The organism is Paracoccus panacisoli (assembly GCF_042435015.1).
Classification (GTDB): Bacteria; Pseudomonadota; Alphaproteobacteria; order Rhodobacterales; family Rhodobacteraceae; genus Paracoccus; species Paracoccus panacisoli.
The window spans coordinates 76,841-92,975 of record NZ_JBHMQU010000046.1 but is presented as its reverse complement, the minus strand read 5'-3'; the positions used below and the strand labels follow the sequence as shown (position 1 = coordinate 92,975).

At 72.6% G+C, this 16,135-nt stretch carries 14 protein-coding genes and 1 tRNA gene; 10 read left to right on the top strand and 5 right to left on the bottom strand.

Annotation, left to right across the window (positions count from 1 at the left end; all coding sequences use genetic code 11):
* Positions 1-70 precede the first annotated feature (70 nt).
* Together olsB and olsA are read left to right on the top strand one after the other, a co-directional pair.
* Positions 71-877 (top strand): L-ornithine N(alpha)-acyltransferase, encoded by an 807-nt coding sequence (gene olsB / locus ACFHYO_RS10155; RefSeq protein WP_394320185.1) that lies wholly within the window; start codon positions 71-73, stop codon positions 875-877.
* Complete coding sequence (gene olsA, locus ACFHYO_RS10150; protein ID WP_394320183.1) at positions 874-1,758, top strand: lyso-ornithine lipid O-acyltransferase; 885 nt, start codon at positions 874-876, stop codon at positions 1,756-1,758. The genes olsB and olsA overlap by 4 nt, the downstream gene beginning before the upstream one ends.
* Here olsA and ACFHYO_RS10145 read toward each other — a convergent pair.
* Positions 1,755-3,533 carry an SLC13 family permease gene (locus tag ACFHYO_RS10145; protein WP_394320182.1) on the bottom strand — a complete coding sequence of 593 codons (1,779 nt, stop codon included), beginning with the start codon at positions 3,531-3,533 and terminating at the stop codon, positions 1,755-1,757. The two genes, olsA and ACFHYO_RS10145, sit on opposite strands and share 4 nt — an antisense overlap.
* Before the next feature lie 284 nt (positions 3,534-3,817).
* Positions 3,818-4,633, bottom strand: a complete 816-nt coding sequence (locus tag ACFHYO_RS10140) for a TIGR00282 family metallophosphoesterase (protein WP_394320180.1) — start codon at positions 4,631-4,633, stop codon at positions 3,818-3,820.
* 106 nt (positions 4,634-4,739) lie between these two features.
* On the opposite strand from ACFHYO_RS10140, the gene rarD reads away from it, so the two are divergent.
* A complete protein-coding gene (rarD, locus tag ACFHYO_RS10135; RefSeq protein ID WP_036702563.1) occupies positions 4,740-5,645 on the top strand; it encodes an EamA family transporter RarD in 906 nt (301 codons plus the stop codon).
* A 4-nt stretch (positions 5,646-5,649) separates the two neighbouring features.
* Here the strand turns inward: rarD and ACFHYO_RS10130 are convergent, their stop codons facing one another.
* A complete protein-coding gene (locus tag ACFHYO_RS10130) occupies positions 5,650-6,276 on the bottom strand; it encodes an SOS response-associated peptidase (protein WP_394320178.1) in 627 nt (208 codons plus the stop codon).
* A 38-nt stretch (positions 6,277-6,314) separates the two neighbouring features.
* Positions 6,315-6,390: transfer RNA gene (locus ACFHYO_RS10125), tRNA-Val, on the bottom strand.
* A gap of 129 nt (positions 6,391-6,519) precedes the next feature.
* On the opposite strand from ACFHYO_RS10125, the gene hutC reads away from it, so the two are divergent.
* A complete protein-coding gene (hutC, locus tag ACFHYO_RS10120; protein WP_394320176.1) occupies positions 6,520-7,218 on the top strand; it encodes a histidine utilization transcriptional repressor HutC in 699 nt (232 codons plus the stop codon).
* A 46-nt stretch (positions 7,219-7,264) separates the two neighbouring features.
* Here hutC and ACFHYO_RS10115 read toward each other — a convergent pair whose 3' ends face one another.
* A complete protein-coding gene (locus tag ACFHYO_RS10115; RefSeq protein WP_394320174.1) occupies positions 7,265-8,620 on the bottom strand; it encodes a formimidoylglutamate deiminase in 1,356 nt (451 codons plus the stop codon).
* Between the two features lie 97 nt (positions 8,621-8,717).
* Here ACFHYO_RS10115 and hutI point away from each other — a divergent pair, with 97 nt between their 5' ends.
* From hutI to ACFHYO_RS10085, 6 genes are read left to right on the top strand one after another with little or no spacing between them, the layout of a single operon-like run.
* Positions 8,718-9,911 carry an imidazolonepropionase gene (gene hutI / locus ACFHYO_RS10110; protein ID WP_394320172.1) on the top strand — a complete coding sequence of 398 codons (1,194 nt, stop codon included), beginning with the start codon at positions 8,718-8,720 and terminating at the stop codon, positions 9,909-9,911.
* Positions 9,904-11,469, top strand: a complete 1,566-nt coding sequence (gene hutH, locus ACFHYO_RS10105; RefSeq protein ID WP_394320170.1) for a histidine ammonia-lyase — start codon at positions 9,904-9,906, stop codon at positions 11,467-11,469. The genes hutI and hutH overlap by 8 nt, the downstream gene beginning before the upstream one ends.
* Positions 11,466-12,662 (top strand): CaiB/BaiF CoA transferase family protein, encoded by a 1,197-nt coding sequence (locus ACFHYO_RS10100; protein ID WP_394320168.1) that lies wholly within the window; start codon positions 11,466-11,468, stop codon positions 12,660-12,662. Before hutH ends, ACFHYO_RS10100 begins: the two co-directional genes overlap by 4 nt.
* Positions 12,659-13,816, top strand: a complete 1,158-nt coding sequence (locus ACFHYO_RS10095; RefSeq protein WP_394320166.1) for an acyl-CoA dehydrogenase family protein — start codon at positions 12,659-12,661, stop codon at positions 13,814-13,816. The genes ACFHYO_RS10100 and ACFHYO_RS10095 overlap by 4 nt, the downstream gene beginning before the upstream one ends.
* 12 nt (positions 13,817-13,828) lie before the next feature.
* Positions 13,829-15,526 (top strand): urocanate hydratase, encoded by a 1,698-nt coding sequence (hutU, locus tag ACFHYO_RS10090; protein WP_036707488.1) that lies wholly within the window; start codon positions 13,829-13,831, stop codon positions 15,524-15,526.
* A complete protein-coding gene (locus ACFHYO_RS10085; RefSeq protein ID WP_394320164.1) occupies positions 15,523-16,107 on the top strand; it encodes a HutD/Ves family protein in 585 nt (194 codons plus the stop codon). The genes hutU and ACFHYO_RS10085 overlap by 4 nt, the downstream gene beginning before the upstream one ends.
* The last annotated feature ends 28 nt before the right edge of the window (positions 16,108-16,135 follow it).

Below are 16,135 nucleotides of genomic sequence, written 5' to 3'. Positions count from 1 at the left end.
ACCCTAAGGTGTGTCAAGCGGAAATCCGCCGATCCCCCACGTTGGTCCGGCGGGTTGCCGCGCAACCACAATGGGCAGCTGCGGGGCGCGCGTGGTGACCCGGGCGCCCAACTGGCTTGAGACGCGGCTTGCCACCACCGAGGCCGACCTGCGCGGGGCGCAGCGCCTGCGCTACCGCGTGTTCGTCGAGGAGCTGGGCGGCGACGGGCCGCTGGTCGATCACGCCGCGCGGCTCGAGCGGGATGCCTTCGACCCGGTCGTCGATCACCTGATCCTCGTCGATACCCGCCGCGACCCGCCCGAGGTTGATCACGTCGTCGGCGTCTACCGCCTGTTGCGCGGCGAGGTGGCGGAGGGGTTCGGCCGCTTCTACTGCGACGAGGAATACGATCTGGCGCCGCTGCGCGCCTCGGGGCGGCGGCTGGTCGAGCTGGGGCGGTCCTGCGTGGCCGACGAGTTCCGCGGCGGGATCGGGATGTTCCTGCTGTGGAACGCGCTGGCCGACTATGTGCTCGGCCACGGGATCGAGATCCTGTTCGGCGTCGCGAGCTTTCACGGCACCGACGTCGAGGCGCTCGCCCCGGCGCTGGCGTGGCTGCATCACCACCACCTCGCCCCGCCCGAGCTGCGGGCCACGGCGCGGCCGCCGAACGCCACGCGGATGGACCTGATCCCCGAGGCGGGGCTGGACCGGAAGGCGGCGATGACGGCGATGCCGGCGCTGATCAAGGCCTATCTGCGGCTCGGCGGGGTGGTCGGCGAGGGCGCGTGGATCGACCATGCGTTCAACACCACCGACGTGTTCCTGCTGATGGACACCGCCGCCATGTCGGACCGGCACCGCAGCTTCTATCAGGACCGCCGGCGCGAGGAATGAGCTCGCCCGAGCGCGCCCCCTCCTCCGCCGACCCGGCCTCCCGCGCGCGCCCGGAGCGCGGCACCGATGCGACATGGCGCGGCGCCGCACCCCCGCCGCTGCCCCGGCCCGGACCGCTCGGCTGGGCGCTGGCCGCGGTGCGGCTGGTCGCGGTGCTGCTGGTGCTGGGGCCGGGGGTCGTGCTGATCCTGCCGCTGCGCGGGGTCGAGCGGCTGGTCGCCGGCCCGCGGCGGCCGGTCACCGGGCCGTGGGTGCAGGGGGTGTGCCGGCTGACGCTCTGGTGCCTCGGGATTGGCTGGCGGCGGGTCGGGGCGCCGATGCGCGGCCCCGGCGCGATGGTCGCCAACCACTCGAGCTGGCTCGACATCCTCGTGCTGAACGCCGCGGCGCCGCTGTTCTTCGTGTCGAAGGCCGAGGTCGCGGGCTGGCCCGGGATCAACATCCTGACCCGGGTGACGAACACCCATTTCGTCATCCGCGACCCGCGCCTCGCCCGCCAGCAGGCGGCCGAGTTCGCCGCCCGCACCCAAGCCGGGCACCGGCTGCTGTTCTTCCCCGAGGGCACCTCGACCGACGGGCGGCGGGTGCTGCCGTTCAAGCCGACGCTGTTCCAGGCCTTCCTCGACCCCGACCTGCCGGCCGGTCTGGCGATCCAGCCGGTCAGCGCCGCCTATGCCGCGCCGCCGGGGCGCGACCCCGCGTTCTACGGGTGGTGGGGGGACATGGCGCTGGGGCCGCATCTGCTGGCCGTTCTGGCCCAGCCGCGGCAGGGGCACGTCACGGTGACGCTGCACCGGCCGATCCCGGTCGCGGGGCATGACCGCAAGAGCCTCGCCGCGGCCGCCGAGGCGGCGGTGCGGAGCGCGGCGCCGGCCGCCTAGAGCGGCCAGAGCAGCGGGATCATCAGGCAGGCCACCACCCCCGTCACGATGTCGAGCGGGATGCCCAAGCGCATGAAGTCAGTGAACTTGTAGCCGCCCGGCCCATAGACCATCATGTGCGTCTGGTAGCCGATCGGGGTCGCAAAGGCGACCGAGGCCGAGAACATCACCGCCACCACATAGGCGCGCGGGTCGTGGTTGAGCTGCTGGGCCAGCTCGATGGCAATCGGCGTCAGGATCACCGCCACGGCGTTGTTCGACAGAAGCTCGGTCAGGATCAGCCCGAGGAAATACACCGTCACCAGCGTCCAGAACGGCGAATGTCCCGCCAGCAGCGGCGAGATCTGGTCCACGATCAGCTTCACGGCGCCGGTCGAATCGAGCGCCTCGCCGATCGCCAGCATGGCGAAGATCATGGCGAGCAGCCGCGCCTCGACGAAGCCGAAGGCCTCGTCGGGATCGACGCAGCCGCTGATGAGGATGATCGAGGCGGCGAGGAACGACAGCGCCATGATCGGCGCCACGTCGAAGGCGGCCAGCACCACCACGCCCAGAAGGCAGGCGGTGGCGATGGGCGCGTGCTTGCGGCGGAACGGCTTGGTCGTGGGGTGGCTCACGTCCACGAGGTCCATGTCGGCGGCAAGCCGGGCGATGTCCTCGGGCGCGCCCTCGAGGATCAGCGTGTCGCCGACCCGCACCTCCAGGTCGTCGAGCTGGCGGCCGATGTTCTGGTTCCGGCGATGCGCGGCGATGGCGTAGACGCCGTAGCGGCGGCGCAGGCGCAGATCGCCCAGCCGGCGGCCGATCATCCGCGCGCCGGGCGAGATCAGCACCTCGACCGTCTCGGTCTGCACCGAGCTGAGCTTGTCGAGCGCGCGCAGGTCCTTGTTCTGCTGCATCTCGAGCAGGTCGGCCATCTCGGACCGGATCACCACCCGGTCGCCGGGCTCGAGCACCACGTTGGCCATGTCGCGGCGCAGTGAGGCGTCGCCGCGCAGCACGTCGATCACGCGCACCGCCTCGCGCTTGAACATCTTCACCTCGTTGACGTTCATCCCGACGATGCCGCTGTCGGCGGGGATGGCGACCTCGGTGAAGTATTTCATCTGCGCCCGGTCGGTCAGGAACGACGCCATCGAGCCGCGGTCGGGCAGAAGCCGCCAGCCGACCAGCGCGATGAACGCCCCCCCGGCAAGCGTCACCGCAATGCCCACCGGGGCGATGTCGAAGATGCCGAACGGCTCCATCCCCTTCGAGCGGATCACCCCGTCCACGAGCAGGTTGGTCGAGGTGCCGATGAGCGTGATCATCCCCCCCATGACGGTGAAATAGCTCAGCGGCATCAGCAGCTTCGAGGCCGAGATGCCGGCCCGCTTGGCGACCTGGATGACGATCGGGATCATCACCGCGACCACCGGCGTGTTGTTCATGATCGCCGAGGCGAGGCAGACGAAGACGAACATCGCGGCAATGGTGGCGATGGGCCGCTCGCCCGCCCGGGCCGCGACCATCCGGCTGAGTTGGTCGAGCGCCCCGGTCCTGAGCAGGCCGCCCATGATGATGAACATGAAGGCGATGGTCCAGGGCGCGTTGTTCGACAGGACCTCGGTCGCGTCCTTGAGCGGCACGAGCCCCAGGACGAGCATCAGCGCGGCGGTGCCGAGCGCGATGACCTCCGGCGGCTTGTCCTCGCGGATGAAGAGCACGAACATCACGGCGACGATGACCAGCGTGGTGATCGCCGCGGTCTGCCCGCCGAGCGCTATCCCGAACATCGACGCCTCTTGACCTTGGCCCGCGCGCGGGCGGTTCGGCGCAGGGTTGCCTCATGTCGCCCCGGCCCGCAAGCGCGGGGCGCGTGCCCGCGACGCCGGGTCAGCGCGGCGCGTGGCCGCGGCGTCGAGCGGGTTGCACCCCCGGGATGCCTCCGGCGGGGATATTTGGGTCCAGCCCGAGGTGGTGGGTGGTGTGCTCGGGGGGGGGGGGACGGGGCAGACTTGCACGGTCTGGCGGTTGGCGGGTGCCCGCGGGGGCAGCCGTGCGCCGGACGGGGCGCCGCTCAGGCCGCGGGGGAGGGGCTCAGGCGCCCGCCCTCGCGCACCGGCTCGACCGATTGCGCGAGGCCGGTGCGGTCGTCGGTGACCACCAGCACGCCCGAAAGCGTGGCCTCGCCCTCGGCCGGGACGAAGCGGCCCTGCGACATGCCGGTCAGGAACCGCCGCATCGGCTCGTCCTTCTGCATCCCGATGATGCTGTCGTAGTCGCCGCACATCCCCGCGTCGGACTGATAGGCCGTGCCGCGCCCGAGCACCGCGGTGTCAGCGGTCGGGACATGGGTGTGGGTGCCGACGACGAGGCTCGCCCGGCCGTCGCACCAGTGCCCCATCGCCATCTTCTCGCTCGTCGCCTCGGCGTGGAAATCCACCACCGCGGCCTGCACCCCGCCGCCGAGGACATGGGTGCGCAGCACCGCATCGACGGCGCTGAACGGGTCGTCGAAGGGCCGCTTCATGAACACCTGCCCGAGCGCCTGGGTCACCAGCACCTTGCGCCCGCGCCGGTCGGCATAGACCCGCGCCCCGCGGCCCGGTGCCTCGCGCGCGAAGTTCAGCGGCCGCAGGATGCGCGGCTCGCTGTCGATGAAGGCCATCATGTCCTTCTGGTCGAAGGCGTGGTCGCCCAGCGTCACCACGTCGGCGCCCGCCTCGAGCAGCAGTTTCGCGTGCGGCGCGGTCAGCCCCATCCCGCCCGAGGCGTTCTCGCCGTTCACGATGGTGAAGTCGGCCTTGAGCCGCGCCTTGAGCGGCTCGAGCCGCTCGGCGATGGCCCGCCGCCCGGCCCGGCCCATGACATCGCCGAGAAACAAGATCCGCATGAAGGCTCGCTAGCCGGTTCCGCCCCGCTTCTCAAGCCCGCGGGCCGCGGCGCGCGGTGCGTCATCCCCGATGGCGCCTGCCGCGGCCGCGGGCTAGAGAGCGGCCATGCGCGCGCCCGACACCCAGACCGACTCGCCCCGGGGCCTGGCACTCGCCATCGCCACCTATCTCATCTGGGGGTTTCTGCCCCTCTACATGCGCGAGATGGCGCATATCCCGGCGACCGAGATCATCGCCCACCGGGTGCTCTGGTCGCTGCCCATCGCGGCGGCGGTGCTGGCGGTCAAGGGCGGGCTCGGGACGGTCGTCGGCACGCTGCGCCAGCCGCGGCTGGTGCGGATGGCGGCGCTGACGGCGGTGCTGATCTCGATCAACTGGCTGATCTACGTCTGGGCCGTGACCCATGACCGGGCGCTGCAGGCGGCGCTCGGCTATTACATCAACCCGCTGTTCTCGATCGCGCTTGGCGCCGCGCTCTTGGGCGAGCGGCTGACGCGGGCGCAGCTTGCGGCGATCTCGCTCGCGGTGATCGCGGTGCTGCTGCTGACCTTCTCGGCCGGCGGGCTGCCGCTGGTGGCGATCGGCCTGACGCTGAGCTGGGGGATCTACGCCTATTGCAAGCGCAGCCTGCCCCTGCCCGCCAACGAGGGGTTCACGGTCGAGGTGCTGATCCTGTCGCTGCCGGCGCTGGCCTATGTGCTGTGGCTCGCGGCGCGCGGCGAGGGGCATTTCGGCGCCAACTGGCACGACACGCTGATGCTGATCGGCAGCGGCGCGATCACCGCCGTGCCGCTGATGCTTTACGCCAACGCGGCCAAGCTGATCCGGCTGTCGACGATCGGGGTGCTGCAGTACATCGCGCCGACGATGGTGTTCCTGACGGCGGTGCTGGTCTTCCACGAGCCGTTCACCGGCGTCAGTCGCATCGCATTCCCGCTGATCTGGGCGGCCCTCGCCATCTATACCGCGACGCTGATCCGGCGCCGGCGGCGCAACGACGGGATGCGCTGACGGCTCAGCCCGGCGGATCGACCAGGCGAAGCGCCCCGTCGGGCAGCGGGCGCTGCAGGTGGCGCGCCGCGGCCCAGTCGGCCTCCATCCACGTCTGCCAGTCCGCGGGTGTGGTGAGGATCACCGGCATCGCCTTCGGGTGGACGGCGGCGACCTCGGCGTTCGGGGCGGTGGTGAGGAAGGCGAAGAGATCGTCCACCGTCTCGCCGTCCCGGACCTTGCGCAGCGAGCGCCAGCCGCGGGTCTCGATCCCTGCGAAGAACGCAGGCCGGTCGTCGGCGAGGGCGAACCACTGGTTGCCCCGGCCGGCGCCGCAAGGCTCGGCGAAGGCGGTGAGCGGCACGAGGCAGCGGTGCGCGGGGCCGAGCCACCGGCGCCAGTGGGGCGAGGCGGTGTTGCGGATGTTCGTCACGCCGGGATCGCGGGCGGTGCGGAGATACTGCGGCGGCGAGGGCATCCCCCAGCGGGCGAGCGCCAGCGCCAGCCCTCCCTCGGCCGCGTGGCGGATGATCGGGGCGCGCTGGTCGGGGTAAAAATCCGCGGGGGCGAGGTTCACGCCGCGGTCGTCGAGCCCGGCGAAGAGCTGCCGCATCGCCTCTTGCGGGCGGCGGTGGGTGTAGAGGTTGCACATCCGGCGCGGCCTCCCTGGCCCGGTGGGGGGTGGCGCCATGGTGGGCGGTGAGGGGCTCGAACCCCCGACATCTTCGGTGTAAACGAAGCGCTCTACCAACTGAGCTAACCGCCCGCGCCGCTGCTTATGCGGCGCCCCGCAGGCGTGCGCAAGCGCGCAGGGCGGCGCCTGGTCGGCAAGGGCGATTGCCGGGCGTTCGGAAAGCCCTATGCTTGGCCCTCCAGCCGCCCGGATGGTTCGCCGATGCCGCCCACGACCACCAGCTACCGCACCATCAAGGCCGACCTCCTGACCCGTATCCAGGCCGGCGAGTTCCCGCCCGGCACCCGCCTGCCCGACGAGATCGACCTGGCCGAGCGCTTCGGCGTCGCCCGCACCACCGTGGCCCGCGCCATGCGCGAGCTGGTCGACGACGGGCTGATCGAGCGGCGACGCAAGGCGGGGACCCGCGTGAGGCTCGCCCCGCTCAGACAGGCGCGGGTCAAGATCCCGCTGGTGCGCGACGAGATCGGCGAGATGGGGGCGGATTACGGCTACCGACTGCTGCACTCGGCCATCACCCCCGCCCCGCCCGAGGCACAGGCGCGGCTGAAGATCGGGGCGCGGACCCGGGTGCGCCATCTGATCTGCCTGCATCTGGCGGACGGGGCGCCCTATCAGTTCGAGGATCGCTGGATCAACCTGGCCGCCGTCCCCGACGCCGCCGAGGCCGATTTCACCGAGAGCGGCCCGAACGAGTGGCTGGTCGGCAAGATCCCCTACAGCAGCGCCGAGATCGCCTTTTGCGCCGCCGAGGCCGACGCGGAGCAGTCCGCCGCGCTGGGGTGCGCCGCGGGGGCGGCGCTGTTCTGCATCGAGCGGCGGACCCAATGGCAGCGGCGGGTGCTGACCTGCGTGCGGCTCGCCTATCGGCACGGCCACCGGCTGATGACGCGCTACTGACCGCCGCCGCAGGTGCTTGGGCCGGAAAGAGGCGGACTTTCGCGCCTCAGCCGTCGCGCAGGGGACGCACGGCGGCGCGGTAGGCGGCGGTGATCGCCTCACGCGCGACGTGGCGGCCGCCGCGGACCATGTGGCGCCCGCCCGACCAGACGTCGGCCACCATCTCGGAGCCACCGGCCATCGCGAAGCTGTCGAGGATCGTGTCGCCCGCCAGCCCCTCGAGGTCCGGGTGGGTCATGTCGAGCGCGAGGAGGTCGGCCGGCTCGCCCACCGCGATCACCCCTGCCCCGCGCCCCGCCGCCTGGGCCCCGCCCCGCGCGGACGCCTCGAAGATGCGGCGCCCGGTGGACTGCTCGGCGGTGGCGAGCGCGGCGCGCGAATGGTCGCGCAGGCGCTGGCTCGTCTCGAGCTGGCGCAGCTCTTCGGCGAGCGAAATGCGGATGTTGCTGTCCGAGCCGAGCGAGATCGCCCCCCCCGCCCCCATCCAGCGCACCCCGTCGAAGATGCCGTCGCCGAGGCTCGCCTCGGTCAGCGGGCAGAGGCCCGCGACCGCGCCGGTGCGGGCGAGCGCGGTGGTCTCGGCCGGGGTCATCTGGGTGAGGTGGATCAGGCACCAGCGCGGCGAGAGGTCGAGGTGGTCGAGCGCCCAGTCGACGGGCCGGGCGCCATAGGCGGCGCGGACCTCATCGACCTCGGGGATCTGCTCGGCGAGGTGCATATGGATCGGGCCGTCGGTGAGCGCGGCGAGCGGGGCGAAATCGTCGGGCGCCACCGCGCGCAGCGAATGGGGGGCCACGCCGAGGCGGGCGTCGGGCAGCGGCGCCAAGGCCCGGGCGGCGGCCTCGACCAGCCGGGCGTAGCGGTCGGGGTCGTTGCCGAAGCGCAGCTGCCCGCCCGCGAGCGCCCGCCGGTCGCAGCCGCCGAAGCGGTAGAGCACCGGCAAGAGCGTCAGGCCCATGCCCGAGGTCGCCGCCGCCGCCGCGATTCGCGCCGACATCTCGCCGAGGTCCGCGTAGGGCTGCCCGCCCGGGGCGTGGTGCAGGTAGTGGAACTCGACATGGCTGCCGAAGCCTGCCTCGAGCATCTGCATCTGCACGAAGGCGGCGATGGCCTCGACCTGCGCGGGGGTGATCGTCTCGAGAAAGCGGTACATCAGCGCCCGCCAGGTCCAGAAGCTGTCCTCGCCCGCCCCGCGCCGTTCGCTCAACCCCGCCATGGCGCGCTGGAACGCGTGCGAGTGGCTGTTGGCGGGCGCCGGGACCAGCGCGCCCGCGCGGTGATCGCCGGGGGCGGCGGGCCCCTGCCCCACCGCGGCGATGCGCCCGTCGGGGCCGAGCGTGATCCTAACATCCCGGGCCCAGCCCTCGGGCAGCAGCGCCTCGGCAGCGTGAAGGTGGGCCATCGCGGGAACCTCGCTTGACAGGAATATGCATAGTCATAATACTCGACACCGACGACGCGACAAGCCCGGGAATCGCTGCCCGGGACCTGGGGGCCGAATGATCCTGACCGACGCGACCGTGGCCGAGGCCGCCCTGACCCCCGAGGGGGTGGGCTTCACCGTCACCGAGGGGCAGGCAATCGCGCTCGATGGCGACCGGATCGCCTGGGTGGGGCCGGCGTCCGACGCGCCCGAAGGGCCGCGGCAGAGCCTCGGCGGGCGGCTGGTGACGGCGGGGCTGATCGACTGTCACACCCATCTGGTCCACGGCGGCGACCGCGCGGTCGAGTTCGACATGCGCCTGAACGGTGCCTCGTACGAAGAGATCGCGCGGTCGGGCGGCGGCATCCTGTCCACGGTCCGCGCCACCCGCGGGGCGTCGGACGCGGCGCTGCTGGACAGCGCGCTGGCCCGCGCCGACCACCTGATCGCGGAAGGCGTCACGACCATCGAGGTCAAGTCGGGCTACGGGCTCGACGTCGAGACCGAGCTGCGGATGCTGCGCACCGCCCGCCGGATCGCCGCCGAGCGGCCGGTGCGGATCGTCACCACCTGGCTCGCCGCCCACGCGCTGCCGCCCGAGTACAAGGACGACCGCGCCGCCTATCTGCGCGAGGTCGCCATCGACGGGCTGGCCGCCGCCCATGCCGAGGGGCTGGTCGATGCGGTGGACGGGTTCTGCGAGGGGATCGCCTTTTCGGTCGCCGAGATGGAGCAGCTGTTCGACGCGGCGGACCGGCTCGGCCTGCCTGTCAAGCTGCACGCCGAGCAGCTCTCGGACCTCGGCGGCGCGGCGATGGCGGCGCGGCGGGGGGCGATCTCGGCCGACCATCTGGAACACCTCGGCGCCGACGGGATCGCCGCGATGGCCGACAGCGGCACCGTCGCGGTGATGCTGCCAGGCGCCTACTACACGCTGCGCGAGACGCAGGCGCCGCCCATCGCCGCGCTGCGGGCCGCGGGGGTGCCGATGGCGCTCGCCACCGACTGCAACCCCGGCACCTCGCCGCTGACCTCGCTGCTTCTGACCATGAACATGGGGGCGACGCTCTTCCGCATGACCCCGGCCGAATGCCTCGCGGGCGTCACCACCCACGCTGCCCGCGCGCTGGGGCTGGACGATCGCGGCCGGATCGCGCCGGGGCTGCGCGCCGATCTGGCCGTCTGGAACGCCGCCCACCCGGCCGAGCTGAGCTACCGCATCGGCTACAACCCGCTTCACGCCCGCATCTTCGGAGGCGACCTTGCCTGACCCGCTGACCCTCACCCCCGGTGCGGCCACCCTCGCCGATCTCGAGCGCATCTGGCGCGAGGGGCTGGCGGTCCGGCTCGACCCCTCGGCCCGCGCCGGGATCGAGGCGTCGGCCGCCCGGATCGCCGCGGCGGCCGCCGGGGACGCGCCGGTCTATGGGGTCAACACCGGCTTCGGCAAGCTCGCCTCGGTCCGCATCGCGCCCGAGGACACGGCGACGCTGCAGCGCAACCTGATCCTGTCGCATTGCTGCGGCGTGGGCGACCCCATCGAGACGCCGACCGTGCGGCTCATCATGGCGCTGAAGCTGTTGAGCCTCGGGCGCGGCGCGTCGGGGGTGCGGCCGGTGCTGGTCGAGTTGCTCGAGGCGATTCTGGCGCGCGGCGTGACGCCGGTAATCCCGGCGCAGGGCTCGGTCGGCGCGTCGGGCGACCTCGCGCCGCTCGCGCACATGGCGGCGGTGATGCTGGGCGAGGGGCGCGCGATCCATGACGGGCGCGAGATGGGCGGCGCCGAGGCGCTGGCCGCCGCGGGCCTCTCCCCCGTCGCGCTCAGCGCCAAGGAGGGGCTGGCGCTGATCAACGGGACGCAGGTCTCGACCGCCTTCGCGCTGGCGGGGCTCTTCGACGGGTTCCGTGCGGCACGGGCGGCGCTCGTCGCCTCGGCCATGTCCACCGACGCCATCATGGGCTCGACCGCGCCGCTGCTGGACGAGATCCACACGCTGCGCGGCCACCGGGGCCAGATCCTCGCCGCCCGGGTGATCCGGGGGCTGATGGAAGGCTCCGAGATCCGCGAGAGCCACCGCGAGGGCGACCAGCGCGTGCAGGACCCCTATTGCATCCGCTGCCAGCCGCAGGTCACCGGCGCCTGCCTCGACGTGCTGTGGCAGGCCGCGCGGACGTTGGAGGTCGAGGCCAACGCCGCCACCGACAACCCGCTGGTGCTGTCCGCGTCGGGACGGATCGTCTCGGGCGGGAACTTCCACGCCGAGCCGGTGGCCTTTGCCGCCGACCAGATCGCGCTGGCGCTGGCCGAGATCGGCGCGATCAGCCAGCGCCGCATCGCGCTGATGGTGGACCCGGCGATGAACTTCGGCCTGCCGGCGTTCCTGACGCCGGAGCCCGGGCTGAACAGCGGGCTGATGATCGCCGAGGTCACGAGCGCGGCGTTGATGAGCGAAAACAAGCATCTGGCGAACCCTTGTTCGACAGATTCGACCCCCACCAGCGCCAATCAGGAAGATCACGTCAGCATGGCCGCGCACGGCGCGCGGCGGCTCGCGCGGATGAACGCGAACCTCGCCCATATCGTCGGGATCGAGGCGATCTGCGCCGGGGCGGGGCTCGACGCGCGTGCGCCGCTGGCCACCTCGGCACCGCTGGCCCGGGCGCTGGCCACGCTCCGCGAGGTGGTGCCGCCGATGGGTCAGGACCGCTATCTCGCGCCCGAGCTGACCGCGGCGGCGGGGCTGGTCGCGGGCGACGCGTTGGCCGAGGCCGCGGGCGGCTGCGAGGCCGTCCGGCCCGGCGCCTGGGCCGAGGGCTGGGGGGCATGAGCGGGCCCTTGGCGGGGCTGCGCGTGCTCGATCTGACGCGGGTGCTCGCGGGGCCGTTCGCCACCGCGATCCTCGCTGATCTGGGGGCCGAGGTGGTCAAGCTCGAACCCCCGACGGGCGACGATTACCGCGCCATCGGCCCGTTCCGCGACGGGGAATCGGCGCTCTTCGCACTGACCAACCGCGGCAAGCGCTCGGTGGTGGTGGACCTCAAGGCGCCCGAAGGGCAGGCGCTGGCGCGCCGGATGGCCGCGGGCTGCGACGTGGTGGTCGAGAACTTCCGCCCCGGCGTCGCCGCGCGGCTGGGCCTTGGGGCCGAGGCGCTGCGGGCCGAGAACCCGGGGCTGGTGGTCTGCTCGATTTCGGGCTTCGGCCAGTCGGGGCCGGACACCGCGCTGCCCGCCTATGACATCATCGTGCAGGCGCTCTCGGGCTGGATGGACGCGACCGGCGAGGCCGGCGGCGGCCCGCTGAAGGTCGGCGAGGCGCTCGGCGACGTGGCGGCGGGGCTTTACGCCGCGATCGGCATCCTCGCGGCGCTGGTCGGGCGGGGGCGCACCGGCGCGGGGGCGGCGCTCGACGTGGCGATGCTCGACTGCCTCGTGGCGATGCTACCGACGAGCCATGCGCTGCACCTCTATGCCGGGCAGAGCGTCGCGCGGGTGGGCAACCGGCACCCGCTCTCGACCCCCTTCGGCGGCTACCGCACGGCCGATGGGCACGTGATCATCGCGGTGCTGGGCGCGCGGCAGTTCGCGGCGCTCTGCCGGCTGGTCGGGCGCCCCGAGGCGGCCGACGACCCCCGCTTTGCGACCGACGAGGGGCGCACGGCGCATGAGCCCGAGATCCGGGCGCTGATCGAGGACTGGTCGGCGCGGCGTTCGACCGACGATGCGGTGGCGGCGCTGCGCGGGGCGGACATTCCCGCCGCGCCGATCCTGACGCTCGCGGGGCAGCTGGCCTCGGCGCACGCGCAGGCCCGTGATCTGGTGGCCGAGCTGCCGCATCACCGGCTGGGCCGCGCCCCGGTGGTGGGCCAGCCGCTGCGCTTCGATGGCGCGAAGCCTTTGGCCCCGACCGGCGCGCCCGCGCTGGGCGCGGACACCCGCGCGGTGCTCGACGGGCTGGGGCTCAGCGCGGACCAGATCGCCGGGCTGGTCGCCGCCGGCATCGTGCAGGAGACGCAAGCATGAGCGCACACACCCACCGGCTGGCCGAGGGCGAGGCCGCCTTCCTCGACGTGCTCGCGCGCTTCTGCGCCGAGGAGATCGCGCCGAAGGCCGCGGCCACCGACGAAACCGGCGCCTTCGTCCACGACCAGCTTTCGGCGCTGGCGGGGATCGGGATGATGGGCGCGAACCTGCCCGAGGCGTGGGGCGGGGCGGGCATCTCGGCGCCTGCGCTCTTCGAGGCGGTGGCGATGGTCGCAGGCGCCTGCGGCTCGACCGTGTCGGCGCTGACAGCGCATTACCTCGCCACCGACTCGGTCCTGATCGGCGCCGACGACGAATTGCGGGCCCGCATCCTGCTGGCGGCGGCCGAGGGACGGGCGCTCGGCGCCTTCGCCCTGACCGAGCCGAATGCCGGGTCCGACCCCGCCGACATGAAGACCCGCGCCACGCGCGAGGGCGACGGCTGGCGGATCAAGGGACGCAAGTGCTTCATCTCGAACGGGGGCGTCGCGGATTTCCTCGTCGTCTATGCGGTCACCGACCCGGCGGCGGGCCACCGCGGCATCTCGGCCTTCGTGGTCGAGAAGGGCACGCCCGGCCTGACCCCCGGCCGGGTCGAGCAGACCATGGGCCTGCGCGGCGGGCATGTCTGGGAACTCGACCTCGACCTGACGGTGCCGGACGCCAACCGCCTCGGCCCCGAGGGCAGCGGCTTTCGCACCGCGATGGCGGTGCTGGACAACGGCCGCATCGAGGTCGCGGCGATGGCCGTGGGGATCGCCCGCGCGGCACTGGCCGCGGCGCGGGACTGGGCGAAGTCGCGCCTGATCGGCGGCGCGCCGCTGGCCGACCGTCAGGGCATCCAGTGGATGCTGGCCGACATGGCCACCGACCTCGCCGCCGCCGAGCTGATGGGCCACGAGGCCGCCCGCCAGCGCCAGGCGCTGCACGACGGGACCGGCGGGCGCTTCTGCATGGCCGCGAGCCAGGCCAAGCTCTTCGCCTCGGAAGCCGCGGGGCGGATCGCCGATGCCGCGCTGCAGATCCACGGCGGCTACGGTTTCACCCGCGACTTCCCGCTTGAACGCATGGTCCGCGACCTGCGGATCATGCGCATCTACGAGGGATCGTCCGAGATCCAGCGCAACATCATCGCCGGCCGACTGCTCGCCTGAAAGGACCGCCCCATGACCGAGACGCGACCCACGAACCCGCGCCACAACGCCCGCGACATCTATCCGGCCACCGGCACCGAGATCAGCGCGAAAAGCTGGCTGACCGAGGCGCCGCTCAGGATGCTGATGAACAACCTGCACCCGGACGTGGCCGAGAACCCGCATGAGCTGGTGGTCTACGGCGGCATCGGCCGGGCCGCCCGCACGTGGGAGGATTTCGACCGGATCGCCGCCAGCCTGCGGGCGCTCGACGAGGACCAGACGCTGCTCGTCCAGTCGGGAAAGCCGGTCGGCGTGTTCCAGACCCACAAGGACGCGCCGCGGGTGCTGATCGCCAACTCGAACCTCGTGCCGCACTGGGCGACGTGGGAGCATTTCAACGAACTCGACCGCAAGGGTCTGGCCATGTACGGGCAGATGACGGCGGGCTCGTGGATCTACATCGGCACGCAGGGCATCGTGCAGGGCACGTATGAGACGTTCGCCGAGGCCGGGCGGCAGCATTACGGCGGCGACCTCAAGGGACGATGGATCCTCACCGCGGGGCTCGGCGGCATGGGCGGCGCCCAACCCTTGGCGGCGGTGATGGCCGGGGCCTGCTGCCTCGCCGTGGAGTGCGACGAGACCCGCGCCGATTTCCGCATCCGCACCCGCTATTGCGACGAAAAGACCCACAGCCTCGACGAGGCGCTGGCGATGATCGACCGCTGGACGAAGGCGGGTGAGGCCAAGTCGGTGGCGCTGATCGGCAACGCCGCCGAGGTGTTCCCCGAGATCTTCCGCCGGATGCAGGCGGGCGGCGCGCGGCCCGACATCGTGACAGACCAGACCTCGGCCCATGACCCGCTGCACGGCTATCTGCCCTTGGGCTGGTCGGTCGCGGAATGGCGCGCCCGGCAGGAGACCGAACCGCAGGCGGTGGAACACGCGGCGCGCGCGGCGATGAAACAGCACGTTGCGGCGATGGTGGACTTCTGGAACGCGGGCGTGCCGACTGTCGATTACGGCAACAACATCCGGCAGGTGGCCCTCGAGGAAGGGCTCGAGAACGCCTTTGCCTTCCCCGGCTTCGTCCCCGCCTACATCCGCCCGCTCTTCTGCCGCGGCATCGGGCCGTTCCGCTGGGCGGCGCTCTCGGGCGACCCCGAGGACATCTACAAGACCGACGCGAAGATGAAGGAGCTGTTCCCCGAGAACGCCCATCTGCACAAGTGGCTGGACATGGCGCGCGAGCGCATCGCCTTCCAGGGCCTGCCCGCGCGGATCATGTGGATCGGCCTGGGCGACCGGCACCGGGCGGGTCTGGCGATCAACGAGATGGTCCGTAATGGAGAGCTGAAGGCGCCGGTGGTGATCGGCCGCGACCACCTCGATTCCGGGTCGGTGGCCAGCCCCAACCGCGAGACCGAGGCGATGAAGGACGGCTCGGACGCGGTGTCGGACTGGCCGCTGCTCAACGCGCTGCTGAACACCGCGAGCGGCGCGACCTGGGTCTCGCTGCACCACGGCGGCGGCGTGGGGATGGGGTTCAGCCAGCACTCGGGGATGGTGATCTGCTGCGACGGGTCCGAGGACGCCGACCGGCGCCTCGCCCGCGTGCTGTGGAACGATCCGGCCACGGGCGTCATGCGCCACGCCGATGCGGGCTATGACATCGCGCTGGATTGCGCGCGCGAACACGGGCTGAACCTGCCCGGCATCCTCGGATGAGGATCGTCCGCCCCGCCGAGCTGACCTCGCAGCCGTGGCGGAACGGCGGCGGGGTGACGTGGCAGATCGCCGCCGGCCCCGAGGGTGCGGACGTGGCAGCCTTCGATTGGCGGCTCAGCATGGCCGAGGTCGCCGCGGACGGGCCGTTCTCGGCCTTTCCCGGCATCGACCGGACGCTGACGCTGATCGAGGGCGCGGGTCTGGCGCTCGACTTCGGCGGGGCAGTCGTGCGGCTTGCGCCGGGCGACGCGCCGCTGAGCTTTCCGGGCGAGGCGCCGGTCACGGGGCGGTTCACCGCCGGGCCGGTGATCGACCTTAACGTGATGACCCGTCGCGGGGTGCTGGGCCACCACGTCGTGCCGCTGGCCGCGGCCGAGGCCGTGCCCGCGGGGACGATGGCGCTGGTGGCCCTCAGCCCCCAGCCGGGACCGGCGGGCGGCGCGGGGCTCGCCCCCGGCGACACGCTGCTGGCCGATCCGGCGGGCGCTCTGGACGGATTGGCGGCAGCCGGCCCCGCGCTGGCGGTTGTCCTGCGGCCGGCCCGCCCGCAACGCTGGATTTCCGGTGCGGCCGACGCTTAGATCGGCCCGCCACATCAGCGGCGCCCGC